Source organism: Rothia nasimurium (assembly GCF_049068285.1).
GTDB lineage: Bacteria > Actinomycetota > Actinomycetes > Actinomycetales > Micrococcaceae > Rothia > Rothia nasimurium_I.
On the sequence record NZ_JBLKPV010000003.1, the window covers coordinates 159,551 to 185,025 of the forward strand.

At 61.3% G+C, this 25,475-nt stretch carries 20 protein-coding genes; 9 read left to right on the top strand and 11 right to left on the bottom strand.

Going from position 1 to position 25,475, the window contains the following annotated elements:
* Nucleotides 1-51 precede the first annotated feature (51 nt).
* The 9 genes from gatB to ACMXX3_RS04285 form a co-directional block, all read right to left on the bottom strand.
* Nucleotides 52-1,557, bottom strand: a complete 1,506-nt coding sequence (gene gatB, locus ACMXX3_RS04245; RefSeq protein ID WP_237222300.1) for an Asp-tRNA(Asn)/Glu-tRNA(Gln) amidotransferase subunit GatB — start codon at nucleotides 1,555-1,557, stop codon at nucleotides 52-54.
* Entirely contained in the window at nucleotides 1,558-3,147 is a 1,590-nt protein-coding gene (gene gatA / locus ACMXX3_RS04250) for an Asp-tRNA(Asn)/Glu-tRNA(Gln) amidotransferase subunit GatA (RefSeq protein ID WP_421083510.1), read from the bottom strand.
* Nucleotides 3,148-3,156: 9 nt separating this feature from the next.
* The gene (gene gatC / locus ACMXX3_RS04255; RefSeq protein WP_237189026.1) at nucleotides 3,157-3,453 is read right to left on the bottom strand and encodes an Asp-tRNA(Asn)/Glu-tRNA(Gln) amidotransferase subunit GatC; all 297 of its coding nucleotides are present in this window, start codon (nucleotides 3,451-3,453) and stop codon (nucleotides 3,157-3,159) included.
* Nucleotides 3,454-3,577: 124 nt separating this feature from the next.
* Nucleotides 3,578-4,267, bottom strand: a complete 690-nt coding sequence (locus ACMXX3_RS04260) for a transglycosylase family protein (RefSeq protein WP_421083511.1) — start codon at nucleotides 4,265-4,267, stop codon at nucleotides 3,578-3,580.
* Between the two features lie 545 nt (nucleotides 4,268-4,812).
* Complete coding sequence (gene ligA, locus ACMXX3_RS04265) at nucleotides 4,813-6,987, bottom strand: NAD-dependent DNA ligase LigA (RefSeq protein ID WP_421083587.1); 2,175 nt, start codon at nucleotides 6,985-6,987, stop codon at nucleotides 4,813-4,815.
* A gap of 113 nt (nucleotides 6,988-7,100) precedes the next feature.
* Entirely contained in the window at nucleotides 7,101-8,177 is a 1,077-nt protein-coding gene (locus ACMXX3_RS04270; protein WP_421083512.1) for a PP2C family protein-serine/threonine phosphatase, read from the bottom strand.
* Nucleotides 8,174-9,304, bottom strand: a complete 1,131-nt coding sequence (locus ACMXX3_RS04275; RefSeq protein ID WP_421083513.1) for an adenylate cyclase regulatory domain-containing protein — start codon at nucleotides 9,302-9,304, stop codon at nucleotides 8,174-8,176. The genes ACMXX3_RS04270 and ACMXX3_RS04275 overlap by 4 nt, the downstream gene beginning before the upstream one ends.
* Nucleotides 9,305-9,525: 221 nt before the next feature.
* Nucleotides 9,526-9,999, bottom strand: a complete 474-nt coding sequence (locus ACMXX3_RS04280) for a PH domain-containing protein (RefSeq protein WP_421083514.1) — start codon at nucleotides 9,997-9,999, stop codon at nucleotides 9,526-9,528.
* 3 nt (nucleotides 10,000-10,002) lie between these two features.
* Nucleotides 10,003-10,887 carry a biotin--[acetyl-CoA-carboxylase] ligase gene (locus tag ACMXX3_RS04285; RefSeq protein WP_421083515.1) on the bottom strand — a complete coding sequence of 295 codons (885 nt, stop codon included), beginning with the start codon at nucleotides 10,885-10,887 and terminating at the stop codon, nucleotides 10,003-10,005.
* A gap of 120 nt (nucleotides 10,888-11,007) precedes the next feature.
* On the opposite strand from ACMXX3_RS04285, the gene ACMXX3_RS04290 reads away from it, so the two are divergent.
* The 4 genes from ACMXX3_RS04290 (at nucleotide 11,008) to ACMXX3_RS04305 (ending at nucleotide 15,271) form a co-directional block, all read left to right on the top strand.
* The gene (locus tag ACMXX3_RS04290) at nucleotides 11,008-11,292 is read left to right on the top strand and encodes a YciI family protein (protein WP_421083516.1); all 285 of its coding nucleotides are present in this window, start codon (nucleotides 11,008-11,010) and stop codon (nucleotides 11,290-11,292) included.
* A gap of 239 nt (nucleotides 11,293-11,531) precedes the next feature.
* Complete coding sequence (locus tag ACMXX3_RS04295) at nucleotides 11,532-13,136, top strand: acyl-CoA carboxylase subunit beta (RefSeq protein ID WP_421083517.1); 1,605 nt, start codon at nucleotides 11,532-11,534, stop codon at nucleotides 13,134-13,136.
* A 13-nt stretch (nucleotides 13,137-13,149) separates the two neighbouring features.
* Complete coding sequence (locus tag ACMXX3_RS04300) at nucleotides 13,150-13,500, top strand: acyl-CoA carboxylase epsilon subunit (protein WP_421083518.1); 351 nt, start codon at nucleotides 13,150-13,152, stop codon at nucleotides 13,498-13,500.
* 67 nt (nucleotides 13,501-13,567) lie between these two features.
* The gene (locus ACMXX3_RS04305; protein WP_421083519.1) at nucleotides 13,568-15,271 is read left to right on the top strand and encodes a DUF885 domain-containing protein; all 1,704 of its coding nucleotides are present in this window, start codon (nucleotides 13,568-13,570) and stop codon (nucleotides 15,269-15,271) included.
* 102 nt (nucleotides 15,272-15,373) lie between these two features.
* Here the strand turns inward: ACMXX3_RS04305 and ACMXX3_RS04310 are convergent, their stop codons facing one another.
* On the bottom strand, nucleotides 15,374-16,801 hold the full coding sequence (locus tag ACMXX3_RS04310) for a dicarboxylate/amino acid:cation symporter (RefSeq protein ID WP_421083520.1): 1,428 nt from the start codon (nucleotides 16,799-16,801) through the stop codon (nucleotides 15,374-15,376).
* A 217-nt stretch (nucleotides 16,802-17,018) separates the two neighbouring features.
* On the opposite strand from ACMXX3_RS04310, the gene ACMXX3_RS04315 reads away from it, so the two are divergent.
* The 4 genes from ACMXX3_RS04315 (at nucleotide 17,019) to ACMXX3_RS04330 (ending at nucleotide 22,913) form a co-directional block, all read left to right on the top strand.
* The gene (locus tag ACMXX3_RS04315) at nucleotides 17,019-18,542 is read left to right on the top strand and encodes an aldehyde dehydrogenase family protein (protein WP_421083521.1); all 1,524 of its coding nucleotides are present in this window, start codon (nucleotides 17,019-17,021) and stop codon (nucleotides 18,540-18,542) included.
* Nucleotides 18,543-18,731: 189 nt separating this feature from the next.
* Nucleotides 18,732-19,427 carry a Maf family protein gene (locus ACMXX3_RS04320; RefSeq protein ID WP_421083522.1) on the top strand — a complete coding sequence of 232 codons (696 nt, stop codon included), beginning with the start codon at nucleotides 18,732-18,734 and terminating at the stop codon, nucleotides 19,425-19,427.
* A 93-nt stretch (nucleotides 19,428-19,520) separates the two neighbouring features.
* Nucleotides 19,521-21,335 (top strand): acetyl/propionyl/methylcrotonyl-CoA carboxylase subunit alpha, encoded by a 1,815-nt coding sequence (locus ACMXX3_RS04325; protein WP_421083523.1) that lies wholly within the window; start codon nucleotides 19,521-19,523, stop codon nucleotides 21,333-21,335.
* A 177-nt stretch (nucleotides 21,336-21,512) separates the two neighbouring features.
* Nucleotides 21,513-22,913, top strand: coding sequence for an MFS transporter (locus ACMXX3_RS04330; RefSeq protein WP_421083524.1), 1,401 nt, complete (start codon nucleotides 21,513-21,515; stop codon nucleotides 22,911-22,913).
* A gap of 88 nt (nucleotides 22,914-23,001) precedes the next feature.
* On the opposite strand, the gene ACMXX3_RS04335 is transcribed toward ACMXX3_RS04330, so the two are convergent.
* Nucleotides 23,002-24,420 carry an NAD(P)H-quinone dehydrogenase gene (locus ACMXX3_RS04335; protein WP_421083525.1) on the bottom strand — a complete coding sequence of 473 codons (1,419 nt, stop codon included), beginning with the start codon at nucleotides 24,418-24,420 and terminating at the stop codon, nucleotides 23,002-23,004.
* Nucleotides 24,421-24,633: 213 nt separating this feature from the next.
* On the opposite strand from ACMXX3_RS04335, the gene ACMXX3_RS04340 reads away from it, so the two are divergent.
* Nucleotides 24,634-25,473 carry a purine-nucleoside phosphorylase gene (locus ACMXX3_RS04340; protein WP_421083526.1) on the top strand — a complete coding sequence of 280 codons (840 nt, stop codon included), beginning with the start codon at nucleotides 24,634-24,636 and terminating at the stop codon, nucleotides 25,471-25,473.
* Nucleotides 25,474-25,475: the final 2 nt, after the last annotated feature.

Genomic DNA, 25,475 nt, shown 5'->3' on the forward strand with positions numbered 1-25,475 from the left:
GAACTGGGCAAGGGGCCGGGGAAGGTCCTGGCCCCAGCAGGAGTGAGGGGTTTAGCCCTCAACCCCCAGCTTTTCAAGAATCAGCTCACGCACGCGTCCGGCATCTGCCTGGCCGCGGGTAGCCTTCATGACCTGGCCGACCACAGCGCCGGCGGCCTGGACCTTACCGGCACGAATCTTATCGGCAACGTCGGGCATAGCGGCCAGGGCCTCGTCAATGGCAGCGGTGAGGGCTGAATCATCAGAGACGACGGCCAGGCCGCGCTTCTCAACGATTTCAGCCGGGGTGCCTTCACCGTCGATCACGAAGCCCAGCACCTGGCGGGCGATCTTATCGTTGATCTTCTTGGCTTCAATGAGCTGGTTGAGTTCAACGATAGTAGCGGCAGTTGCCCCGGTTTCTGTCAGCTCAACCTCGCGCTCCTTGGCGATACGGGCGATTTCGCCCATCCACCACTTACGGGCAACAGAGGCAGGAGCACCGGCGGCGACAGTCTCTTCAATGGCGTCCATAGCACCGGCGTTGACCACGTCGCGGAACTCTTCATCCGAGAAGCCCCAGTCAGCCTTCAGGCGGCGACGGCGCTCGGCAGGAGGTTCGGGCAGCTCAGCGCGGAGGCGCTCAATCCACTCTTCATCGGTGACAACGGGAACCAGGTCGGGCTCGGGGAAGTAGCGGTAGTCATCAGCGTCAGACTTGGGGCGGCCGCTGGTGGTCTCGCGGGTGTCCTCGTGCCAGTGACGGGTTTCCTGAACAACCTTTTCGCCAGCTTCCAGGACGGCGGCGTGGCGCTGAATCTCGTAGCGTACTGCCCGCTCAACCGAACGCAGGGAGTTGACGTTCTTGGTCTCTGAGCGGGTACCGAACTCGGTAGAGCCCTTGGGCATGAGCGAGACGTTGGCGTCGCAGCGTACGTTACCGCGCTCCATGCGGGCGTCCGAAATACCCAGGTTCTTGACGATTTCACGGATGGCAGCCACGTAGGCGCGGGCCAGCTCGGGGGCCTTATCGCCCGCACCCACGATGGGGCGGGTGACGATTTCAATCAGGGGAACACCGGCGCGGTTGTAGTCAACCAGGGAGAAGTCCGCACCCTGGATACGGCCAGCGGTGCCACCCTTGTGGGTCAGCTTACCGGCGTCCTCTTCCATGTGGGCCCGCTCAATGTCAATGGTGAAGACGGTGCCGTCCTCCAGCTCAACATCCAGGGAACCGTTGGCGGCGATAGGCTCGTCGTACTGGGAGGTCTGGAAGTTCTTGGGCGTATCGGGGTAGAAGTAGTTCTTGCGGGCAAAGTGGCTCACGGGCGCGATCTCGCAGCCCAGGGCCAGGCCCAGCTTGATGGCAGACTCTACCGCCTTACCGTTGACCACCGGCAGGACGCCGGGCAGGCCCAGGGAGACGGGGGTGACGTTGGTGTTGGGGGTATCGCCGAACTCGTTGGGAGCGGCGTCAAACATCTTGGTCTTGGTGTTGAGTTCTACGTGAACCTCGAAGCCGAGTACGGGGTCGTACTTCTCCATGGCTTCTTCAAAGGACAGGATTTCGTCAGACATTTACTTAGCTCCCTCGAAGTCGAAGTCACGGATTAGGGCGGCGGTATCGGGTAGCTGCTCGTGCAGGTAGCCGCCCCACTTAGCGGTCAGCAGGGCTTCTAGGCCAGCACCGGCGCGGTAGAGGCGGGCGTCCTCGTGGGCGGGGGCGGTGAACTGGATACCGACGGGCAGGCCGTCCTCATCTGCCAGGCCACCGGGCAGGGACAGGGAGGGCACACCGGCCAGGTTGGTGGGGACGGTGGCGATATCGCCCTTGTACATGGCCATGGGGTCGCCGGAGGTCTTCTCACCCAGCTTGTAGGCGGTGGTGGGGGCGGTGGGGCTGATCAGCACATCTGCCACCTCAAAGGCCTTGGCGTAGTCGCGCTGGATTAGGGTGCGCACCTTCTGGGCTGAACCGTAGTAGGCGTCGTAGTAGCCAGCTGATAGGGCGTAGGTACCCAGGATGATACGGCGCTTGGCTTCAGAACCGAAACCGGCAGCCCGGGAGGCTCCCATGACGCGCTCAATGGTGACGTTGCCTTCTTCGGGCAGCTTGCGCAGGCCGAAGCGGACGCCGTCGTACTTAGCCAGGTTGGAGGAAACCTCGGAAGACATAATCAGGTAGTAGGCCCCGATTGCTTCCTTGACGGAGGGCAGGGAAACCTCAACGATTTCTGCGCCGGCTTCCTTGAGCAGCTCCAGGGACTCATTGAAGCGGGCCATGACGCCGGGCTGGAAGCCCTCGCCGGTCAGTTCCTTAATGACGCCAACACGCAGGCCCTTCAGACCGCCTTCAGCAGCCCCGGCGCGGGCGGCGTCCGCGTAGGCGGGGACGGGCTCGTTCAGGGAGGTGGAGTCCTTGGGGTCGTGGCCACCGATGACCTCGTGCAGCAGGGCGGTATCGAGGACGGTGCGGGCGCAGGGGCCCACCTGATCCAGGGATGAGGCCATGGCAATGACGCCGTAACGGGAGACAGAACCGTAGGTGGGCTTGACGCCGACCGAGCCGGTGACGGCTGCGGGCTGGCGGATTGAGCCGCCGGTGTCGGTGCCCAGGGCCAGGGGGGCCTGGAAGGCAGCCACAGCAACAGCGGAGCCGCCGCCGGAGCCACCGGGGATACGGTCCAGGGCCCAGGGGTTGCGGGTAACGCCAAAAGCTGAGTGCTCGGTGGTTGAACCCATAGCGAACTCGTCCAGATTGGTCTTACCCAAAATGGGCATCCGGGCTTCGCGGATCTTCTGGGTGACGGTGCCGTCGTAGGGGCTCATCCAGCCCTCCAGCATGCGGGAGGCAGCGGTGGTGGGCTGGCCCTTGGTAACGATCAGGTCCTTGACAGCGATGGGGACGCCTGCCAGTGCGGGAAGCTCCTTACCGGCGGCGCGGTCGGCGTCCACCCCGGCGGCAACTTCAAGGGCCTCTTCAGCGTTGAGGTGCAGGAAGGCGTTGAGGCCGCTCTTACCGGCTGCCCGGTTTTCTGCGTCCAAGGGTTCACCATCGGTAGCAATGATGTGGTCGATGTAGGCCTGGGTTACCTCGACAGAGGTCAGTTCACCGGCGGCCAGCTTCTCAGCAAGTTCTGCTGCAGAAAGTTTGATGATGTCGTTCATGCCCGCTCCTTAGTCTTCGTCCAGAATTGCCGGAACCTTGAACTTACCGTCTTCGGCGTCCGGGGCACCTGAGAGGGCCTCTTCAGCGGTCAAGGTCTCCCCCACAACGTCCTCCCGGAAGACGTTCTTGAGCGGGATGGGGTGGCTGGTTGCCGGAATATCGGCAGAAACAGCGTCAGAGACAGACTTGACGGAATCAACGATGACGTCGAGCTCAGCGGCCATAGCGGCCAGCTCCTCGTCGGTCATCTCGATATGAGCCAGCATGGCGAGGTGCGCCACCTGCTCACTCGTAATAGCAGACATAATCACTTCCACGAGGTAGACATAGATGTTCAGTCTCTATACTACCGGGAATGCAGAAAACCCGCCCACCGATTCCGGTGAGCGGGTTTTGCAGAAAAGTATTACTCGCTAAAGAGGAAGAACCTTACTTAGCGGGGATGGTCAGAACCCAACCGATTTCAATCAGGTCTTCGTCCTGGACCAGGTCAGCGTTAGCAGCCAGGATCTCGTTCCAGCCGTTGAAGCCGTGAGCGTAAGCGATCTCTGACAGGGTGTCGCCAGCCTGAACGGTGTAGGTGTTAGCGGCAGGAGCTGCTTCTGCGGTTGCTTCAGCGGCGGGAGCGGGAGCTGCTTCAGCTACAGGAGCAGGAGCTGCTTCAACAACGGGAGCAGGAGCTGCCTCAACAGGAGCAACCTCGGTTGCCTGGGGGGCAACGTAGGTCTGCTGGGTTGCGGGGGTCTCAGTGACGCTTGCTGCTGCACCTGAGGTGCCGTAAGCGTAGAGGTTCAGCTTTGCAGCACATGAAGGCCAAGCGCCCCAGCCCTGCATCTGGAGGAGGTTTTCAGCAACACGGATCTGTTCTGCCTTAGAAGCAGCCGCGGGGTTGCCGGAGCCGCCAGCTGCGGCCCAAGAGGAGAGGGAGAACTGCAGGCCACCGTAGTAACCGTTGCCAGTGTTGATGGCCCAGTTACCACCGGACTCGCACTGTGCCAGGGCTTCCCATGCTTCGAGGGGAGCAGCGTTTGCTGCGGAGGGGGCTACAACGAGTGAGCCTGCTACTGCTGCGCCACCGAGGGCGATGGCTGCTGCTGAACGACGAATGTTGGAAGTCATTGAATGCTCCATCAGGCCACCTGACGCTCTTCCCATCCCTGGGCGTCTTCGCGTTGCCGTCTACCCGTAATCATTGTGGGATCTTTTTGAGGTTCTACCCTGTAGACGGCATCAGGTGTGCGGTAGAACCCAGCATGCGCTCGCAGCTTCCACTGCGAACTATGGACCACTGGAACCAGTTCCTTGGTGGTCATTTTTGATTCGTTGATAACGATACTGTAACGATTTCGGCTTTGCCAACCCATTTTTGAGACACAACACAGTTCACCCGACCTAAAGTGACCGGCCCCACCTGAGCCCGGCCGTCCTCCCTGCCACCCGTGCCATACAGCCTAACACCCTTGAGAAACCTTGATTTTTCAAGGATTTTCGCACTTCCTTCCCCGCTTGCCATCCTCCGATCAGGGGCCAAGGCCCTGGGTGAGGGAGCTCCTAAATATTTTTTAAAAATTTTCTTCCCACCGACTCCCAAGGTCACAGAAAGGTCACAGGCAAGGGGCTTGTCTGTGACCTATCTGAGACCCACCTTATGGAAAGCCGGACGATTATTCGGCAGTCAGGGTCCCTGCCAGCAGGGCCGTGAAGCCCGCTTCATCCAGGACGGGCACCCCCAGCTGCTCTGCCTTATCCAGCTTGGATCCGGCCGCAGCACCGGCGACGAGATAGGAGGTCTTCTTGGAGACTGACCCGGAGGCCTTACCCCCTCGCACAATAATGGCCTCCTTGGCTGAATCGCGGGTGTAGTTATCCAAGGTACCGGTTACAACGATGGTGAGGCCTTCAAGGTTGCGTTCAATGGAGGTATCGCGCTCATCTTCCATCGTGACCCCGGCCGCCGCCCAGCGGTCAATAATTTCCCGGTGCCAGTCAACGGTAAACCATTCAGTGAGGGACTGGGCAATTGTTGCCCCAACACCGTCGACACCGGCCAGGCGCTCCTCGCTGGCGCTCCTGATGGCGTCCATAGACCCGAATTCGGTGGCCAGGGCCCGGGCTGCTGTGGGGCCGACGTGGCGGATCGACAGGGCGACAAGAACCCGCCAAAGCGGCTGGGACTTGGCCTTCTCCAGCTGCTCAAAGAGTTTCTCGGTGTTCCGGGTAGGGGCGCTGGGCTTAGCCTTAGTGCCCCGGGTGTAGAAGTAGGGAACCAGCTCGGTGGAGCCGGTGGGCTCCCCCTTAACCTTCTTTTCGCGTTCAATGCGCACATCTGCCAGATCTTCGGCTGTTAGATCAAAGAGGAAGGCCTCAGAAACCAGGGGCGGAGTGGCAGGGGCGGCCGGTTTGGTCAGGGCCTTGGCGGCCTCGTAGCCCAAGGCCTCAATATCGAAGGCGCCACGTCCAGCCAGGTAGTTGACGCGCTCAGTGAGCTGGGCGGGGCAGGAGCGGGCATTGAGGCAACGGATATCAACGTCGCCGTCCTTAGCGGGGGCCAGGGGCTGACCGCAGGAAGGGCATTCTGTCGGCATCACAAATTCCCGTTCGCTTCCATCCCGCAGGGCGACGACGGGACCCACAATTTCAGGAATCACATCACCTGCCTTCCGCAGCACCACGGTGTCGCCAATCAAGACCCCCTTGGCCTTGACGACGTCCTGGTTATGCAAGGTAGCCATTTCAACGGTGGAACCAGCCACCTTCACCGGTTCCATGACCCCGTAGGGGGTCACGCGGCCGGTGCGGCCTACCCCCACCTGGATATCGACCAGCTTGGTATTGACTTCTTCCGGCGGGTACTTGTAGGCAGCGGCCCAGCGGGGCACCCGGGAGGTGTAGCCTAGGCGCTCCTGGGTATCAAAGTCATTGACCTTAATAACAATGCCGTCAATTTCATGCACCAGGGAGTGGCGCTTCTCCCCGTAGGTGGCAATGAAATCCAGAAGCTCATGCCGGTTCGCCACCAGCTGGGAGTAGGGGCTCACCGGCAGGCCCCAGGCTTCAAGTTGGGCGTAGGTTTCAAACTGGCTGGTGATGCTCAGGCCGGTGCGGGACCCGATCCCGTGGACGAACATGCTGAGGGGACGCTCGGCGGTGAGGGCGGCGTCCTTCTGGCGGAGGGAACCGGCTGCAGCGTTTCGGGGGTTGGCGAAGGGGGCCTTGCCGGCAGCTACCATTTGCTCATTGAGGGCGGTGAAGTCGGCTGAAGAAATGAAGACCTCGCCCCGGATTTCGATTTCTTCGGGGTGGCCCGCCCCGGAGAGCTGGGTGGGGATAGAGGCGATGGTCAGGACGTTGTGGGTGACATCCTCGCCGGTTGTTCCGTCCCCCCGGGTGGCGGCCCTCACCAGTTTTCCCTTGCGGTAGAGGAGGTTGACGGCCAGACCGTCAATCTTGAGTTCGGCTAGCCACTGGGGGGCAGAGCCGGTCATGGTTCGGGCGTTGGTTTCAGCCCGGTCGAGCCAGGTGTCGAGTTCTTCTAGGGAGAAGACATCCTCCAGGGAGTACATGCGGGCCAGGTGCTTGACCGGGGCAAAAGCGGTGGAGGCTTCACCACCGACTTCCTGGGTGGGAGAGTCGTTGGAGACCAGCTCAGGGTGCTGGGCTTCGAGCACTTCGAGCTGCCGGTAGAGGACGTCGTAGGCGGCATCGGAGAGGACGGGGGCGTCTTCCATGTAGTAGGCCTGGCGGGCTGCCCGCACCCGGTCCACCAGGTCATCGTACTGGGCTTTGAGGTCTGCCGGGACGCTGTCACCTTCTAGGAGGTCGCGGTCTACCCCGTGGATGGTTTCTTCTGCTGAGGTCTTCTTGTTTTCGCTCACCCTTCTATTCTGCCCTATGAAGACGCCACCGCCCCACCCGAAATTCGCGGGGTGGGGCGGTGGCTCTCGGGGGGGGCTTAGCCGTTGATTCCCCGGTGCAGATCCCGTTCTGAGTGGAACTGCTCTTCTTCGCTGGTGGCGGTGTGGGCGTAGTCGTAGCCGTCGATGTGCTCCACGATTTGGTGGGCGTCGGTTGCGGTGAGGGCCTTGAGTTCTGCCAGGCGGGCCTCGTAGTCCTCAACGGTGATGGCGTCGGCGACAATGACGGTGATGTTATCCCGGCCTCCTGCCCGCAGGGCTGCCATCTGTAGGACGTCTGCGGCGTCTTGGGGGTGCTCAACGGTGGCGAGCACGCGGGCCATGTAGTTATGGGAGAGCTCACCGGAGAGGCCGTCGGAGCACATCATCAGGCGGTCCCCCTCCCGGGCCGGGATGACCCAGAAGTCTGGCTCCCAGTAGTTGCCGGTGCCAAGGGCCCGGGTAATGACGTTGCGGCGCGGGTGGGTGAGGGCTTCTAGGGCGGTAATCTGGCCGGTATCGACCAGGTACTGGACCTCGGAGTGGTCTACGGTGATCTGTTCCAGGCTCAAACCTTCAACAGGGCCGTTGGAGATGGACAGGGCGTCTTCGGTCTCTGCGTCCTCGGCCCGAACCAGCCGGTAGGTGCGGGAGTCGCCGACGTTGAAGATGAACCACATCTGCTGTTCGCCGATGTGGGTTAGCCAGGCGCCGGTGACTGTTGTTCCGGCGCGGAGCCCCAAGGCCCCCTTGATGGCTTCGTCAGCTTCCCCGATGACTTCCTTGATTTTCTCTAGGGTTTTCAGGATTTGACGGTTGAGGGCAGATGTTTGCTTGCGGGCTTTCAGGCCGCGGCGGCCGCCGGGGCCCTCCCCCAGCTTCTCGGATTCAACCTCAGCCAGGTAGGCAGCTTCTTCTTCATCGGTCATACCACCGGGGCGGCTAAAGACCTGGGCGTAAGCCAGGGTTCGGGTGCAGAGCCGGGAGGCAACCTCGCCTTTTTCGTGGCCGCCCATGCCGTCTGCGACAACGCAGAGGTTGCCAGCAACGACCATGGAGTCTTCGTTATTGTCCCTGAACTGACCTACGTCGGTTGATTTGCCTGCGTAGACTGCAAGCTGGGGGGCGGTGGTCATTCGAAATCGATCTCCAGTTCGTTACCGATGCCCGGGGTGATGGCCACGGGCGAGACGTTCCCGAAGCCTCGGACGTTCCGTACGCCCTGGGGAATCAGGACGAACTTGCTATCGCCTTCGAGGGCTTCGGCAGTCGATGAGTCAGTCAGGACGACACCGGGTTCGGTCAGTGCAACCAGGCGGGAGGCCAGGTTGACGGTGGGGCCGTAGATATCACCTAGGCGGGGCAGGACCCGGCCCCAGACGAAAGATACCCTGGCTTCGGGAAGCAGTGGATCCTCACTGATTAGTTTTGAGAGAGTCAGGGCGATGCGGGCACCGTCTTGAGGGGACTCAACCAGATACATTACTTCATCGCCCACCGTTTTAATAATACGGCCACCGCCAACAGCGATGACTTCGGCGCAGCGTTGCTCGAAGTGTTTGACCAGCTTGGCGAGGTTGCGTTCGTTCATCTCGCGGGAGAGGGAGGTGTAGCTGACGAGGTCGACGAAGCCGACGCCGCGGGCCAGCGGGAGGTCAGTGTCGTCGAGGTGGGTGCCTTCTTTTTCGTCGCGAAGGGCCAGGCGGAGGATCGCTGAGTTGAGCATCCGGCGGTAGCCGTAGACGGTCACGTTCTCCAGGTCTTCGATGAGCTTGGGCATCAGATCAAGTAGTTTACTGCGGGCCTCAACGTCGGTGAGGCCTCCGTTGATGACCATGTCTTCTACCAGGGTCTCGATCTGCCAGACCACCATGCGGTCCATCATCTGACCAACGGATCGGGTGATGGAGAGGGCGGCGTCTTCAGTTAGCTTGCCGTGCTTGACCAGGGAGGTGATGGTTTTGAGGGCTACAGCATCGGTGGGGGTGAAGTAGGCGTCGTCATCGGTCAGGTTGGGCAGGCCCAGGGCCCGCCAAACCTTACGGGCTGAGAGGAGGGATACCCCTGCTTCTTCGGCCACTTCCCGACGTTTGAGGGTCTGGTTTGCTCCCAGCAGGGCGCGTTCGAGTTCTTGGACGCCGCGGCGGGCTTCTTCACTGCGGTAGAGCTGGCCCTGCACGGGGTTGTGGGGTTTCTTGTCGCTCCTCTGGTGTGCGACGTCTGCCGTTTCGGCGGGGACGCGACCGGGTGCTGACTTCTCCACTGGTTTCTTCTTTCTATGTGCGACGCTTGTGGTTCTGGCAGCTAAGGCGCTGCTACCCTCCAGAATACCCAGTGGGTGTGAGTTGAGCTACACAAAACGTTACATATCCGTGCCTTGCATTGGATATTCTATGCAATGCACCACCAAAACCAAACTTGAGGTGAGCCATTTTCCCACATCACAGCAGGTTTCCCAGAGCTTGCTTGGACAAATCCCAGCGACTACCCAGAGAACTTTTCTGCCTGGGCCGTCCGCATTTCGAAACTAAATTTTTCAGGAAGTGGCACTGCCTGCAGGCGAACCTGGTGCCCGTGGGCATGGACCACCAAATCAGCAGCATGGGCGACACCAACCAGGTATTTCCGCCCGACGCTGACACCCTCAATTTCAGTCAAGGGAATAATGATGTCCCGGGCAACAGCAAGGCCCCTCCTAACCACCAACCTCTCGCCGGTCAGCTGGTAGACGGTCAGCCACCAGCGCAGTAGCCCCCGAACCGCCACTAAAGCCAACCAGATAGCCAGGGCTAGAGCAGGCCATTCCAACCAATGCCCGGCACCGCCCAGGGTCGATGAAAAGCTCCAAGCGACCACCGCAAAGAGCAGGATAAGTACAGAGCGCAAGGCCAGAACGCCGTGGGCCCTAGTGCTCTGCAGGACACGTTCATGGGGGGCAAGGGGACCTCGGAGTTTCATGGGTTAAAGGGTAGTAGATGAAGCTGGGGGTTTGCCGTACCCGTCAGGCCGCACATGCACCACGTCCCCCACGGTAAAACTGCGCTCCTCCCCCTGGTCTGAGCGAACCACCAGCTCCCCCTCAGCAGTGAGGTCCACCCCGGTCCCCCGGAAGGTTTCGTCCCCGGGCAGGTGGATGGTCAGGTAGGAGCCTAGGGTGCTCATACGATTTTTGAGGTGGTTAATTAGCGAGGCTTGCCCGCCGACTGAGGCATCGAAGCCAGTGGCAGCGAAGTTCCGGTAGTACTGCTCAAAACTGGTTGCCAGGACGGACAGGGCCCGGCTTAGATCAACGGGATTGCCGGTTTCAACCAGGGTGCTTGTGGCGGTAGCAACGGGCAGCTGGTCCTCAGCCAGGTTGAGGTTGAGGCCCACTCCCACGACAACAGAGATATGACCTTCCGGCTCAATCACAAGTTGGGCAAGGATTCCGCAGGCTTTTCGGTTTCCAATGAGAACATCGTTGGGCCATTTAATAGTTGGGCTCAAACCAGCCAGCTGCTCGAAGACATCACAGGCTGCCAGGGCGGCGAGGGAGGTGAGCCAGTGGTACTGGCCGGGGGCAGGTCGCAGGCTGGGATTGACGTGGGGACGCACCAGGAAACTGGTGGCCAGGCAGCAGCCAGCCGGGGCCTCCCAGACCCGGTCAAGGCGGCCCCGTCCGGCATTCTGGTCATCGGTGGATATAAGGGACAGCTCCCCGTAGCTCAGCCGGGCGACGGCGTCCCCCACCAAAACCTGGCGGGCAGCTTCGTTGGTTGAGCCAACACTGGGTAGAATCTGCAGGCGCCGATAGCCTGTTACCTCTAATGCGGCTTCATCTAGCCGGTAGGACTCTAGATTATGCACGGCATACCCCCTGGTGCTGGAAATGTTCTTTCTGCCTGTCATTCTACGGTGGCAGCGCCCCTGGCGGCAGGGTTGGTGAGATACTGGGTAGTGATAGACCCCGTTTGAAAGGTAGTACCCATGACCGTTTTCGCAGTGACCTACTCCTATGGCGATGCTGATTTGACCACCGAACACCGGCCTGCCCACCGTGAATACCTGGCCCAGTTGCACGAGTCAGGCAACCTGCATGCAGCTGGTGCCTTCCTGGACGGGGAGCCTTCCGGTGCCCTGCTGATTTTCGTAGCGGACGACCGCAAGCACCTTGACCAGCTCATTGCAGCAGACCCCATGAGCACTGGCGGGGCCCTGGTGGGGTACACCGTCCGTGAGTGGAACGCTGTGATTGGCAAGGTCGGCATGTAGGCCTTGAGAGCCAAGGACGAGCGGGGTGGGGCGCATGCCCCACCCCGCCCTGGTTTTAGCCCTAGCGTGTAGCAATAAGCCACCCAACCCAGGGGCCTTATTTAGAAAAATTGCCCCCATTTCCCAAAAATATCCCGGGGTCGGGGCTGGGGCGGGTCTATAGTTGAGAAGAATAACCATTACCCCAGGTCACCTACCCCACCTGACCGTCCTTTTCTTCGCGCGAATCGAGGCCCAGCATGAGCGAGACCCCCACCACCGACGCCCCCGATTTGACCACCACCGCCGGAAAAATCGCTGACTTTTACGCCCGCAGGGAGCAGACCCTAGCCCCCACCGGGCAGGGCCCCATCGACCGCCAGCACGAGCGGGGCAAGCAGACCGCCCGCGAACGCATTGACATGCTGCTCGATGAAGGCTCTTTTGTGGAGTTTGATGCCCTGGCCAAGCACCGCACCACCGCCTTTGGCATGGATAAAAAGAAGCCTCTGGGGGACGGCCTGGTCTCTGGCTACGGCACCATTGACGGACGCCTGGTGGCCGTCTATTCTCAGGATTTCACCGTCTATGGTGGCTCCCTCTCCCAGGTCAATGGCGAGAAAATTGTCAAGGTGCAGAAGTTTGCCCTGAAGAACGGTTGCCCCATCATCGGTATTAATGACGGCGGTGGCGCCCGTATTCAGGAGGGTGTAGCTTCCCTGGCCATGTTTGCCGATATCTTCCGCATGAATGTGCGGGCTTCGGGTGTGATTCCCCAGATTTCGGTCATTATGGGCCCCTGCGCCGGTGGCGCAGCCTACTCCCCGGCCCTGACGGACTACATTGTGATGGTTGATAAAACCAGCCATATGTTTATTACCGGCCCTGACGTTATTAAGACTGTCACCGGTGAAGAAGTTGATATGGAAACCCTCGGTGGTGCCCGCCAGCACAATGCGGTGACCGGTACCTCCACCTACCTGGCTGAGGACGAAGAGGACGCTTTCGACTTCGTCCGCGAACTGATCGAGTTCCTCCCCTCCAACAACCTCACCGAGGGTCTGCCCCTGGACCACGACCAGGATCCGGCTGTTTCTATTGATGATTTGGATTTGGACCAGCTCATTCCAGATTCGGCCAACCAGCCCTACGATATGCGGGCTGTGATTGAGGCTGTGGTGGATGACGGGCACTTCTTTGAGATGCAGGCCCTGTATGCCCCCAATGTCATGATTGGCTATGCCCGGGTTGAGGGCCGCACCGTCGGTATCGTCGCTAATCAGCCCATGCAGTTTGCAGGCACCCTCGATATCAATGCCTCTGAAAAAGCCGCCCGTTTCGTGCGCAACTGCGACGCCTTCAACATTCCGATTCTGACCTTTGTGGATGTTCCTGGCTTCCTGCCCGGCACTGACCAGGAGTTCAACGGTATTATCCGCCGCGGCGCCAAGCTCCTCTACGCCTACGCTGAGGCTACGGTTCCGCTGGTTACCGTCATTACCCGCAAGGCCTACGGCGGCGCCTACATTGTGATGGGCTCCAAGAAGCTGGGCGCTGACATCAACCTAGCCTGGCCCACCGCCCAGATTGGCGTCATGGGCGCCCAGGGGGCGGTCAATATTCTCTACCGCCGCGAACTGGCTGCAGTGGCTGAAGAGGGTGGGGACGTCGAAGCCAAGCGGGCTGAGCTGATCACCAAGTACGAAGAGGAACTGCTGAACCCATACCAGGCAGCTGAACTGGGCTACATTGACGAGGTCATCGCCCCCTCAGAAACCCGCGTCCGCATTATTTCCTCCCTGCGGGCCCTGCACGACAAGCGGGCCGCCCACCCCGCCAAGAAGCACGGCAATATCCCCCTGTAAAGGCTAGATACCTATGGCAACCCCCAATCCGCTCCAGCTGCTGGGGTTCGGCAAGAAGGGCGCGGCAACCGCGTCCGCACCGAATCCGCCCCAGCCAGCCCCCAGCGCCCAGGCAGCCCCCTGGGCGGAGAGCCCCGCCCCGGCCGCGGAAGAGCAGGCCCCCCTCCTCTCGGTGGTCAAGGGCAACCCCACGGACGAAGAGCTCGCAGCCCTCACCAGCGTCCTTGTGGCCCTGCAGGCCCAGGCTGATTCCCAGCAGGAAACCGCCCTGGAGATGTGGCAGCGCCGCCTCAACCGCACCCAGTTGCTCGGCATGAAGCTCCGGCCCGGCCACGGCTCCTGGAAGAGGGCCCGCCCCCAGTAAATTCAGGAGGCTAAATTTAGGTGACCACCCACTATGTGGGTGGTCACAATGTTTTAGAATGGAATCTATGACTCTACATCCTGACCTTCCCGGTATTTTCCGCACCAACCGTGCCAAGACCGCCGTTGATGCGATTGCGAACGACTACTACGAGAAGATTCTTGAACTCGATCCGGCAACCGCCACCCTGCAAGGACGCACCGGCCGAGAGACCGAATACCCCGACTACTCCCCCGCCGGCACTGCTGCTGAGATTGAAGCGGCCCGGGCTACCCTAGCTGCCCTCGACGGGGTTGAACCTACCGATGATATTGACCGCGTCACCGTAGACGCCATGCGCGAGCGCCTCGGTCTTAAGATTGAGCTGCATGAAGCTGGCCTAGGCGGCTGGGAGCTGAATAATATCGCCTGCCCCGTGCAGAGCATTCGCGCTGTCTTTGACCTGATGAACCGCAAAACCAGTGAGGACTGGGGCTTTATCGCTGGCCGCCTGCACAAGGTCGCCGATGCCCTGGCCGGTTTCCAGCTGACCTTAGAGGAGGCCCGCCTGGCCGGTAAGGTTTCTGCTGCCCGCCAGGTTGATATTGTGATCGAGCAGGTGACCGCCTATGTTGCTGAGGGTGGCTTCTTTGATGCCCTGGCTGAAGAGGTTGCCAAGGCAGCCCCCGAACATGCTGAAGCTGCCCGTGAGGGGGCCGCTTCTGCCAAGGCTGGTTACTCCCAGTTGCTGACCTACCTCAAGGAGACCCTGCGACCCGAGGCCCCCGAGGCAGACGCCGTCGGTCGGGAACGCTATGCCCTCTACTCCCGCCAGTTTGTGGGCACCACCCTGGATCTTGAAGAGACTTACGCCTGGGGTATCGAAGAGCTGGACCGCATTATTGCCGCCCAGCAGGAGGTTGCCGAGGCGATCAAGCCCGGTTCTTCTATTGATGAAGCCAAGGCCCTGCTCGATGCTGACCCCGAGCGTACCCTGAAGGGCACCGATGCCCTGCAGGCCTGGATGCAGAAGCTCTCTGACGCGGCTGTGGCTGATTTGGCCCGGGAGCATTTCACCATTGAGGGGCCCCTGCGGAACCTAGAGTGCATGATTGCCCCCACCCAGGAGGGCGGCATATACTACACCGGCCCTTCTAGCGATTTCGAGCGGGCAGGCCGCATGTGGTGGTCTGTTCCCCCGGGCGAAGACACTTTTGGCACCTGGCGGGAGACCTCCACGGTCTACCACGAGGGCGTCCCCGGCCACCACCTGCAGGTTGCCTACGCGACCGCTATGGCTGATGCCCTGAATAACTGGCGGGCCAATGCCGTATGGGTTTCTGGCCACGGTGAGGGCTGGGCCCTCTATGCTGAGCGACTGATGGACGAGCTGGGCTACCTGGCTGATCCCGGTGACCGCATGGGTATGCTGGATGCCCAGCGTATGCGGGCTGCCAGGGTTGTTTTCGATATCGGCCTACACTGTGGTTTTGAGATTCCCCAGCGCTGGGTAGATGAACTGGGTATTGAGCCCGGGGTCTGGGATGCCGAGCGGGGTTACGCCTTCCTTGAGGCAAATCTCGACATGTCTGAGGGCCAGCGCCGCTTTGAGTTCCTCCGCTACTTGGGCTGGCCGGGCCAGGCTCCCTCCTACAAGGTGGGCGAGCGTATCTGGTTGCAGCTGCGTCAGGCCTCGCGGGAAGCCGGTGTTGATGACCGCGCCTTCCACACTAAGGCTCTGATGCTGGGTTCTGTTGGCCTCGACACCCTGCGCCGCGCCCTGGCTGTCTAATCTGATAACCGCCAGATAAATACCAATGGACGGGCCCGTCCCAACTGACCGAAACCGGTTCAGCTGGGGCGGGCCCGTCCTTGGTATTCTGACGCTTTTTACCTAGCTCACGGGGGAGCCAACCAGCGGCTGGGAGCTGGTGGAGGTGCTAGCAGGGGCCTGGGTCAGGCGGTTGAAGAGGTCTTCGGAGACGAAACCGCCGTCGTTGCGGGGGGCCTCATAGAGTTCCTGGTTGAGCAGGCCCTCGCGCTGGGCGACGATTGCCGGAACCAGAGCCTGGCCTGCGACGTTGACGGCGGTGCGGCCCATGTCAATGATGGGGTCGATCGCCAGAAGCAGGCCGACGCCGTCCAGGGGCAGGCCCAGGGTGGAGAGGGTGAGGGTCAGCATGACGGTAGCTCCGGTGGTACCAGCGGTGGCGGTGGAGCCAAGAACAGAGACCATGATAATCAGCAGGTAGTGGGTGAAGTTCAGGTCAATGCCGTAGAACTGAGCCACGAAGAGGGCTGCCAGGGCCGGGTAGACGGCAGCGCAGCCGTCCATCTTGGTGGTTGAGCCCAGGGGCACCGCGAAGGAGGCGTAGGCGCGGGGGACGCCGAAGTTCCGTTCTGCAACAGACTGGGTGATGGGCAGGGTGCCCATGGAGGAGCGGGAGACAAAGCCCATCTGGACGGCGGGCCAGACACCTGAGAAGTACTGCTTGATCGAGAGGCCGTTGGCCCGGGCGATCGCCGGGTAGACCACGAAGAGTACCAGGGCCAGGCCAATGTAGAGCACGATGACGAACTTGGCCAGGGCCCCCATGGAGGTCCACCCGTAGGCGTAGACGGCACGGCCGATCAGGCCGATGGTACCCAGCGGGGCCAGGCGGATAATCCACCAGAGGATGGTCTGGAGGACGGCCAGGGCGCTCTGGTTGAAGGCCAGGAAGGGCTTGGCCGCTTCACCGGTCTTGAGGGCTGCGATACCCACGGCAGCTGAGATAACCAGCACCTGCAGGATGTTGAAGTTCGCGGCCCCGGTGACGGTGTCGCCGGAGGTTGAAATGTTCACACCCAGACCCAGGAAGTTGACGGGGATCAGGCCGGTCAAAAAGGCCAGCCAGGAGCCGGTGCGACCCTCGTAGGCTTCGGGGGCCTCTAGGCCGGTATTGGCCCCGGGCTGGGTGATGAGGCCAAGCGCCAGGCCAATGATGACGGCGATGAAGGCGGTGATGGCGAACCAGAGCAGGGTCTTGGTAGCCAGGCGGGCCGCGTTAGAGACCTGGGCCAGGTTGGCGATGGAGGAGACAACGGCCGTGAAGATTAGCGGAACTACGGCAGCTTTGAGCAGGGTGACGTAGGAGCTGCCGATGGTGGCCAGGGTGGTCATGAGCCAGTTGGGGTTCTCTGAGGCGTCCCCGCCGAGCTTGGTTGCAATGAGGCCCAGGACGAGGCCGAGCACCAGGGCTGCCAAGATTTGGTTGCCGAAGGAACTTGCCCAGGCGGGCAGTTTTTTCTTGCGTTCAGTGTGAGTGGTTGTAGTAGACATGGTGAACACTGTATGCCCAGAAGACTGGCAGGTGATAGCTAGTGTTTCGTCAGATGACGAAAGCCCCTTGTTCTGAGGCCCCGCTCACTCCTGTCTAGTATTTTTCCCTAAAAAGGGTTCCCAAACGTTATGTTCATCACTAGACTGTGACTCACAATACTTTTTGTGGGCCTGGCTGCCACCTGGCACCTGGCCCAAGAGCTCAAAGGAGAGAGACATGACCGTTTACGCAGCACCCGGCACCGCCGACTCCCTGGTGTCCTTCAAGTCCCGCTACGAGCACTTCATCGGTGGCGAGTGGGTAGCCCCAGCCGGGGGCCAGTATTTTGAAGATATCTCCCCCGTCAACGGCAAGCCTTTTGCTGAGGTAGCCCGCGGCACCGCAGCGGATATCGATAAGGCAATCGACGCTGCTGAGAAGGCCTTTGAGACCTGGGGTAAGACCTCACCGGCCCAGCGGGCAGCTATCCTGCTCAAGATGGCCCAGATCATGGAAGACAACCTCGAAAAACTCGCTGTCGTAGAGACCTGGGAAAACGGTAAGCCCGTCCGCGAAACCCTGGCCGCCGATATCCCCCTGGGCGTCGACCACCTGCGCTACTTTGCCTCCGCTATCCGCACCCAGGAAGGCCGCCTCTCCCAGATTGATGAGGATACCGTCGCCTATCACTTCCATGAGCCCCTGGGCGTTGTGGGGCAGATTATCCCCTGGAACTTCCCCATTCTCATGGCAATCTGGAAGATTGCCCCCGCCCTGGCAGCCGGCAACACCATCGTGCTCAAGCCCGCCGAGCAGACCCCGGTTTCTGTGCTCTACCTGGTTGAGCTATGGCAGGACGTCCTGCCTGCCGGTGTTCTCAACATCGTCAATGGCTTTGGCCCCGAAGCCGGAGCTGCCCTGTCTGGCTCCAAGCGGATCCGCAAGATTGCCTTCACCGGCGAAACCACCACCGGCTCCATCATCATGAAGGCTGCCTCCGACAACATCATCCCCGTCACCCTGGAGCTGGGTGGCAAGTCCCCCAACATCTTCTTTGCCGACGTTGCCGACCAGCAGGACTCCTTCTACGAGAAGGCCCTGGAGGGCTTTGCCTCCTTCGGTCTCAACCAGGGCGAGGTCTGCACCTGCCCCTCCCGCGCCCTGATCCAGAAGCCCATCCATGACTCCTTCCTGGAGGCCGGTATTGAGCGCGTCAAGGCCATGAAGCAGGGCAACCCCCTCGACACCGAAACCATGGTGGGTGCCCAGGCCTCCAAGGAGCAGTGGGACAAGATTACCGGCTACCTCAAGGTCGGTAAGGACGAAGGCGCCGACGTCCTGGTGGGTGGCGAAGCCTGCGACCTGGGCGGCGACCTCTCCGACGGCTGGTACATCCAGCCCACCGTCTTCGCCGGCAACAACGACATGCGGATTTTCCAGGAGGAAATCTTCGGCCCCGTCCTGGCAACCACCTCCTTCACCGATTTTGATGAGGCCATGCGGATTGCCAACAACACCGATTACGGCCTGGGGGCTGGCGTCTGGTCCCGTAACCAGAACATTGCCTACCGGGCAGGCCGCACCATTCAGGCAGGCCGCGTCTGGGTCAACAACTACCATAACTACCCGGCCCACGCAGCCTTCGGTGGTTACAAGAAGTCCGGTATTGGCCGTGAGACCCACCTGATGATGCTGGCCCACTACCAGCAGACCAAGAACATGCTGGTCAGCTACTCAGAGAAGCCCATGGGCCTCTTCTAAGAGGTAACTTTCGCGGCAGGCCCGGCTCACGCTCGCTACTGACCCTCTCGTCTGGTTCGCTATCACTCACATGACGATTCACGCCAGACCCAGCCAGTAGCTTCGCTGTGGGCCGGGTCCTTCCCGTATCTAGGGAGGTATTGAGCTCTTGAAAGTTTCAGGGGCGTGAACCCCACTAGACTGGTAGCCATGCAGAACTCTACTGAACCTACAGCCACCACAGGCGAACAGCCGGTGCGGCTGATCCTGGCCTCCTCCTCCCCTGCCCGCAAGAAGCTCTTGGAGGACGCCGGCGTCCGCTTCACCGTCATTGTGAGCGACGTGGACGAGGACGCTGCCCTCCACGAAGCCCAGCAAGAGGCCCAGGCAGCGGGTCTAGGTCCCATCAGCCCAGCCCAAACAGCCCAGCTCCTGGCCAAGGCCAAGGCACAGGCTGTTGCGGCCCTGCCCGAGGCAGCCGGTGCCCTGGTCCTGGGCTGCGATTCTGTCTTTGAGCTCGACGGTGTGGCATACGGCAAGCCCGGGAGCGCCGAAGTGGCCCTGGAACGCATTACCTCTATGAGCGGCCGCAGCGGCCAGCTCCACACCGGCCACTGGCTCATTGATACCCGCGCAGGCTTTGAGAAAGCGGCGGAGGTCGGTGAGCTTCGCACCGCGACCGTCCATTTCGATACCTTTAGCCCGGAAGAAGCTAAGCGGTACGTCGCCACGGGCGAACCCATCTGGGTGGCAGGTTCCTTCACCATCGACGGGTTCGGGGCGGCCTTCATTCGGGGTGTTGAAGGCGAATACCACACGATTGTGGGGCTCTCTGTTCATGCACTTCGTACAATGCTGGGCTCCTTCGGTGTTTCAATCACCGACATTTGGAAAAAATCGCGATAAATTTCAAGATGCAGGTTTTTCTACTAGCCCCAAGCAGGTAGAGACAAGACCGGAGCCCCACCCCGGGCCTGGTTCCCCAACTGAGGAGCGTCCGTGACTGAATCCAAGACCCAGAGCTTCACCCAGGTACAGGGCCGCCACACCGGCCCCGTCACCAAGGTACTCATTGCCAACCGTGGCGAAATCGCCGTGCGTGTGATCCGCGCTGCCCAGGATGAAGGCCTGGCAACTGTTGCCGTCTACGCCGACCCGGACCGCGAGGCCCAGCACGTCCTCATGGCTGATGAGTCCTACGCCCTGGGCGGGTCTACGGCAGCTGAGTCCTACCTGGTCATGGATAAGCTCCTGGAAGTTGCCCGCCGATCCGGCGCTGACGCCGTCCACCCCGGCTATGGCTTTTTGTCTGAGAACGCCCAGTTCGCCCAGCAGGTCATCGACGCTGGCCTCACCTGGATTGGCCCCTCCCCTGAGTCGATTACCCGCCTGGGCGATAAGGTAGCTGCCCGTCATATTGCCGAGAAGGTGGGCGCTCCCCTGGTGCCGGGCACCAAGGATCCCGTCAAGAGCGCAGCTGAGGTTGAGGCTTTTGCGGACGAGCACGGCCTGCCCTTGGCGATCAAGGCGGCTTTCGGTGGTGGCGGCCGAGGTATTAAGGTCGCCCGCGAACGCGAGGGCATTGGGGAGCTGTACGAGTCTGCTGTCCGCGAGGCTATTGCTGCATTTGGCCGCGGTGAGTGCTTTATCGAGCGCTTCCTCGATTCCCCCCGCCATGTGGAAACCCAGTGCCTGGCTGATGCCCACGGCAACGTCGTCGTTGTATCAACCCGCGACTGCTCCCTGCAGCGCCGTAATCAGAAACTGGTCGAAGAGGCCCCGGCCCCCTACCTGACCGAAGAGCAGAACGAGCGTCTTTACGAGGCCTCTAAGGCTATCTTGCGGGAGGCGGGCTACCAGGGTGCTGGCACCTGCGAATTCCTGATTGGCACCGACGGCACCATCTCCTTCCTGGAGGTCAATACCCGCCTGCAGGTGGAGCACCCGGTCTCTGAAGAGGTAACCGGTATTGACCTGGTGCGCGAACAGTTCCGCATTGCCCGGGGCGAAGAGATTAGCCCCCAGGATCCTGAGGTGCGCGGCCACTCTTTTGAATTCCGTATTAACGGTGAGGACGCCGGCCGCAACTTCATGCCCTCCCCCGGCACCATTGACAAGCTGGTTGTTCCTACCGGCCCCGGTGTACGTTGGGATGCCGGTGTGATTGCTGGCGATACCGTCAGCGGCAACTTTGACTCTATGATTGCCAAGCTCATTGTCACCGGCGCCACCCGTGAACAGGCCCTGCAGCGGGCCAAGCGGGCCCTGGGTGAGCTGGTGATTGAGGGTATGCCCACGGTGGCTAATTTCCACCGCCTGGTGCTTGATGACCCCGCTTTTGCCCCCGGCACTGAGGGTAACTTTAAGGTCCATACCCGCTGGATTGAGACTGAATTCAAGAACACCCTGCCTGCCTACGACGGCTCCCTCACCCTGCCCGAGGCCGATGAGGACCGCCAGAAGATCACCGTTGAGGTCAACGGCAAGCGGATGGAGGTCGTCCTACCCAATCTGGGAGCAGGAGCCCCCAAGTCGGCTGCTGCCGCCTCCAAGGCCCGCAAGTCCCGGTCAGCCCGGGGCGGGGCGTCCGGCGCTACCAACAGCAACGAGCTCACCAGCCCCATGCAGGGCACCATCGTCAAGGTAGCCGCTAAGGACGGGGCCAAGGTTGCCGAAGGCGACCTGATTGTGGTGCTAGAAGCTATGAAGATGGAGCAGCCTATCACCGCCCACAAGGCAGGTAAGGTCACCGGCCTTAAGCTCAAGGCAGGCGATACTGTCTCAGCCGGGGCTATCATCGCCACCATTAAGTAAGCCAGATGTTCAAGCCGCTGGCAGGGCCCTAGACCAGAGGGACCTGCCAGCGGCTTTTTCGCGCCCCGAGTTACCCCAACCACAAGTGTTCTACGATATGAGACTTCGTTTCAGATAGTAAATCTGCCGGTCTACAGTGAAAGGCACACAACACCATCACTAACCACGGAGTTCCTAGTGAGCGCACCAGTTACCGAGCAGGTTTCACCTAACCAGCCTGCAGATACCACCGTGCCCCGCAGCCGCGTCATCATGGCGTCCCTGATCGGCACCACCATCGAGTTCTACGACTTCTACATCTACGCCACCGCGGCCGTTGCAGTCTTCCCCGCCCTCTTCTTCACCGGCGAGGACGAAACCGCCAAGCTCCTTGCCTCCATGGCAACCTTCGGCGCAGCCTTCATCGCCCGCCCCATCGGCTCCATCGTCTTCGGCCACTTCGGCGATAAGGTCGGCCGCAAAGCCACCCTCGTCGGCGCCCTGCTGACCATGGGCCTAGCCACCTTCCTCATCGGCCTGCTGCCCACCTACTACCAGATTGGCCTCTGGGCACCGGCCATGCTGACCATCCTGCGCTTCTGCCAGGGCCTGGGCCTCGGCGGCGAATGGTCAGGTGCCGCCCTGCTGGCTACCGAATACGCTGAAGAGGGCAAGCGGGCCCGCGCCGCCATGTGGCCCCAGCTGGGTGCCCCGTTCGGCTTCATCCTGGCCAACGGCTTCATGCTCCTCTTGACCCTCTCCATGGGCTTCACCTCCCTGGCCGCCGGTGACACCATCGACCACAACTTCCTGGTCTGGGGCTGGCGTATCCCCTTCATCGCCTCAATCGTCATGGTTGCCGTAGGCCTCTACGTCCGCTTCAAGCTGGAAGAAACCCCTGTTTTCAAGCAGGCCCTTGAAAAGGACGAGAAGGTCAAGACCCCCCTGGCCGAGGCCTTCAAGGTCGCCTGGTGGCCCATGATCCAGGGCACCTTCATCATGCTGGCCACCTATGTGCTCTTCTACCTCATGACCGCATGGATCCTCTCCTTCGGCATCGGCACGGTTGAAAAGGGCGGCCTGGGCATTGCCTACCGCGAGTTCCTGGTCATCCAGATCATCACCATCCTCTTCTTTGCCGCCATGGTTCCGGTCTCCGGCTGGCTGGCAGACCGCTTTGGCCGCCGCTCCTCCCAGCTGGTCATCACCGCCGGTATTATCGCCTTCGGCCTGTCCTTCGGCATCCTTATGGACCCTGCTGTCGTAGGCACCGGTGAGGACGCCAACACCGGCCGCATCGTCCTCTTTATGGCCATCGGCATGACCCTCATGGGCCTAACCTTCGGCTCCATGAGCGCCTACCTGCCCGAGCTCTTCCCCACCAACGTCCGCTACACCGCCTCCGGTATTAGCTACAACGTCTCCTCAATCCTGGGCGCAGCCCTGACCCCCTACGCGGCGGTCTGGCTCAACGCCAACGGCGGTGTGGGCGCTGTTGGCCTCTACCTGGCTGGCGCGGCCGTCCTGACTTTTATCTTCATGGCCATTACCCACGAAACCCGTGACGTGGACCTGACCACCATGGCCCGCACTAAGTAGATTAGACGAACCTAGCTCAAGCCAAGGCACCACCAAAAACCGCCCGTTCCTCCAAGAGGGACGGGCGGTTTTATTATGGGTGACGCACTTACTGCATGGTGTGCAACTGCCGCGCGGCTTCTGAGATCGAGCCGGTCAGCGAGGGGTAGACGGTAAAGGTTTCAGCGATATCGTCCACGTGCAGTTTCTTATCGACTGCCAAAGAGAGCGGGAAAATCAGCTCTGAGGCGCGGGGGCCTACTACCACCCCGCCGATGACGGTGCCAGAATGCTTACGGGCAAAAATCTTGATGAAGCCGTCCTCCACCGCCATCATCTTGGCCCGGGGATTGGTGGCCAGCGGGAGCATCACCATATCGGCCTGGTATTTGCCGGATTCAATTTCGCTCTGGCTCACACCGACGGTAGCGATTTCAGGGGCGGTGAAAATGTTAGCCGCCACCTGGTGGGTGCGCAGGGGCCTAACAATATCGCCCAGCATGTGGGAGACAGCGACCCGGCCCTGCATAGCGGCTACCGAGGCCAGGGGGTAGACGCCGGTGCAGTCACCGGCAGCGTAGATATTGGGGATGTTGGTGCGGGAGACACGGTCAACATTGATATGGCCCGATTCGCTGACCTCCACCCCGGCCTCCTCCAGGCCTAGGTTGGTGGTGTTGGGAATGGAACCAACGGCAATGAGGACGTGGGAGCCGGCCACCTTACGGCCGTCACCTAAGGTCACGATTACCCCGTCGCCGGCCTCGTTGTAGCAAGCAGCCTCTGCCCGCGAGCGCGGCATCACCCGCACCCCCTTGCGTTCAAAGACGTTTTCAAGGACGGTCGCGGCGTCCTCGTCCTCACCGGGCAGGACGCGGTCGCGGGAGGAAATCAGGGTGACCTGGGAGCCTAGCCCGTTGTAGGCGGAGGCGAATTCGGCGCCGGTGACGCCGGAGCCGACGACGATGAGGTCTTCAGGGAGTTGCTCTAGCTGGTAGAGCTGGGTCCAGTTGAGGATTCGTTTGCCGTCGGGCTGGGCGGTGGGAAGCTCGCGGGGGTGGGTGCCTACCGCAAGGATGATGAATTCGGTGTCTAGGTCGTAGGTGAGGCCCGTTGAGTCGGTGACTTCTACGGTGTGGCGGCCCTTGAGTTTTCCGCGGCCGTCAATGACTTTGACCCCGGAGCGTTCTAGGGTGCGTTTGATGTCGTGGGATTGTTGGCGGGCTAGTTCGAGCAGGCGGGCGTTGACCTTGGCCAGGTCGACGGAGATGGGCGGTGGGGTGTCGTCGTCGCCTACGGAGATTGCTAGTTCCTGGGCCTTGCCGAAGCGGTTGCGGGCATCGGCGCTGGCGATGAGGGTTTTGGAGGGGACGACGTCGGTGAGGACGGCTGAACCGCCCATGCCCTTATCTTCGATGATAGTGACATCGGCGCCGTGGCTTGCTGCAACCAGTGCTGCTTCGTAGCCGCCAGGGCCGCCGCCGAGAATGATGATCTTGTGTGCGGTGTAATCAGTTTTTAGAGTCACCCTTTTATTGTGGCGTACATCCTAGTTGTGCTCAACTTATGACCTTCCCCTCGGTATTCAAGGGAGCTTTGGCAGGACGGGCGGGAGAAAGGAGCAGGGAGCGGGGCAAGGATTCAGGGTATAGGCATCACCGGGCAGGAGGTTGCAGGGAGCCTTAGGCCCTACCAGGTTGCGCTATGTAGTCAAGGGTCAGTTTGGTACGGTAGAGGTACTATGACTGACTCAAACATTACCGCTGTCTCAACCGCTGATCCCGCCTACCCTGCCCTGACCCTGGCCCGTCAGGCTGCGGAGTTCATTGCTGAGAAGACCGGCGTTGAAACGCACGATATTGCCCTGACCCTCGGTTCTGGTTGGGGTGAGGCTGCCTCCCTGATCGGTGAGACCACCCATGTGCTCTCGGCTGATGAGGTTCCCGGTTTCCATAAGGCTGCGGTAGCTGGCCACCCCGGCACCCTGACCTCGATTCTGACCGAGAGCGGCAAGCGGGCCCTGGTGTTGGGCTCCCGCACCCACTACTACGAGCAGCGGGGCGTGGACGCTGTGGTTCACGGCGTGCGTACCGCAGCGGCTGCCGGTGCCCAGACCATGATTCTGACCAATGGCTGTGGCGGCCTGAACCCCGCTTACTCAGCCGGTGAGCCGGTTCTGATTTCTGACCATATTAATCTGACGGCGACCTCCCCGCTGGTGGGGGCCCACTTCGTCGATTTGACCGACCTCTACTCCCCGCGAATCCGCGAGATCGCCCGCGGTATTGACCCCTCCTTGCAGGAGGGTGTCTACGCCCAGTTCCCCGGCCCCCACTATGAGACTCCCGCTGAGGTCAAGATGGCCGGGATCCTGGGTGCTGACCTGGTGGGTATGTCCACCGCCCTGGAGGCTATTGCGGCCCGGGCCGCTGGCCTGGAGGTCTTCGGTATCTCCCTGGTGACCAACCTGGCCGCCGGTATTCAAGAAACCCCGCTCTCCCACGCTGAGGTCATTGAGGCAGGCCAGGCCGCTGGCCCCCGCATCTCCCGCCTGTTGGCCGATATCATCGCCGCCCTCTAAGA